The sequence below is a fragment of the Veillonella sp. ZSJB6 genome, assembly GCF_051549505.1.
In the GTDB taxonomy this organism is placed as follows: domain Bacteria; phylum Bacillota; class Negativicutes; order Veillonellales; family Veillonellaceae; genus Veillonella.
Genome location: NZ_JBPUGE010000069.1, coordinates 1 through 264 on the forward strand (window position 1 = coordinate 1; position 264 = coordinate 264).

1 protein-coding gene is annotated in these 264 nt (G+C 31.4%); it reads left to right on the forward strand.

Going from position 1 to position 264, the window contains the following annotated elements:
- Positions 1-174: 174 nt before the first annotated feature.
- Positions 175-264: hypothetical protein (locus ACSV5T_RS09925; protein WP_438321008.1), on the forward strand; the 90-nt coding region annotated here is incomplete at its 3' end.

Below are 264 nucleotides of genomic sequence, written 5' to 3' on the forward strand. Positions count from 1 at the left end.
GTTTTGGAATTGTTTTCATCTATAAAACCTACCATTCTGATATGATTAATGTTAATTCCAATCATACAAAGAAACTAACGAAAAGTAAATAACTCTGCTTAGATGTATATAAATGCGTGAAATATCATACGTATTCTTGTACAATAGTCATTAGTACTTTAGGGAGGTAGTGTAATGAAGCAATTAGATGCGTACGAAATTATTTCGTATATACAACATGCGAAGAAATCCACTCAAGTGAAGGTCTATGTCAATGGGAACAAG